This window comes from Paraburkholderia sp. BR14320 (genome assembly GCF_040948665.1).
In the GTDB taxonomy this organism is placed as follows: domain Bacteria; phylum Pseudomonadota; class Gammaproteobacteria; order Burkholderiales; family Burkholderiaceae; genus Paraburkholderia; species Paraburkholderia youngii.
This window is the reverse complement of the sequence record NZ_JBFPKG010000180.1, coordinates 1-1453: the sequence shown is the minus strand read 5'-3', so window position 1 is coordinate 1453 and position 1453 is coordinate 1. Positions and strand designations below refer to the sequence as shown.

General features: G+C 58.0%; 1 pseudogene. It reads right to left on the bottom strand.

Annotated features, from left to right (window positions below):
* Positions 1 to 177: 177 nt before the first annotated feature.
* Positions 178 to 804, bottom strand: a pseudogene (locus tag AB3X89_RS39675) (transposase); the annotation flags it as partial.
* Positions 805 to 1453 lie beyond the last annotated feature (649 nt).

The following is a 1453-nucleotide window of genomic DNA, read 5'->3' as shown; positions in this document are numbered from 1 at the left end:
TCAGCACTTGCGAGAGGAGGTAAAAACAAGGATTCTTGATACCCGTTCGAGCCCCGAATCAGGCGCCTGTCGCTGGCGCCATTACGCCGAAAACACCCGGCTCCTTTACGGCGAAAGGCAACACCTGTGGTTGAACACGAGTCCGTGCCGGCTATCAGTCAGTATGTGACCCATCTAGCAAAGCATCGCGCCCATGGCCCGACTCTTGCGAAACAACCGGGCCTGACTGTCCGGGCTGAATTCATGCGTGTCGTTGCTACGCTTCTCGCCATGCCAGTGCTCGTGAGAGCCGGCACCGCCGTCAGGTGGCGAGTCGTCATCCGACTTCGTCCGGGGCAGAAAGGCCCAAGCCTGAATGAGCGCGCCTTCGACGCTGAAACGCTCGCCCGACAGATGGCCGCGCGCGCTCTGTCTCGACCGTCTCCTTGAACGGACCAACATCATGGGCCATCAGTCGGGCTCGGTTCTTGCTGAAAGTGGAGTGGTCACAAACCGCTTCGTCCATCGCCAGTCCGACGAACCAGTGAAACAGCCTGTTGTAGGAGATTTGCTCCGTCAGCATGCGTTCGCGGCGAATCGAATACAGCACTTGCAACAGCAGCGCGCGAATCAGCTGCTGCGGCCCGATGCTCGGGCGTCCGCCCTTCGCGTCGCTCTCGTACATGCGCGAAAAGACCGAATCCATGCGAGTGAGCGCATCGTTCAACCACAGCCGAATCGGTCGCAACGGGTGATTGCCGGAAGGAAATCATCCAGCCTGGACACTGTGAACATCGACTCGGTATAGCCGTCCGCTCTGCGCATCGCTTCAGCCTCAGTTTGTTGTCCGATTCTTCGTTTTCTAGGTTTACCCCTGCCGAGCGGATGACGTGCGCGCAGATATTTCAATCGCCTGCTAAGTCATCAGCGGTCTGGCGTTCAGATCAAAAGGGCGACATACCGAGTTCCAGTTTCGGGCTAGTAAGATGTACCTCTGGCTACTGATCGACTGTTTGGATCGGCTCGTCGTCATTTGGTCGAACGGCACCCGGACGCCGCGATCAAAGCGGTGACCGAGAGCGACGTGTTGCCCGTGATTCACTCAGATCCGTTGTTTGCACTATCGCCGGCCCTAGATGACACACGGATGCGCGATGCAATGCTCATCCTTCGAAGTTACACCACATCGACCGGCCGAGATGCTTGCACGGTGCACATTACATCGGCCAATGAGCAGGAGCATGCGTAGTCGAACGAACTCGCGCGTCAGACCCGGAAGGGGTAATGGGCCAGAGGGCGAAACGTGCATTCTAATTCATTTGCCTGTGGTATGCAGGTCAAGGCGCTGAGAGGTGGCGCCGCTTGTTCGGGCAGGGTCCCGAGATTTTTAAGTGGAACCACCGGGGCGTTCATGCTGCCGATTTGATCGCAGACAGTGTCGCGAAGTATGCCTCATCCGGCGTGCGGTCTTCCA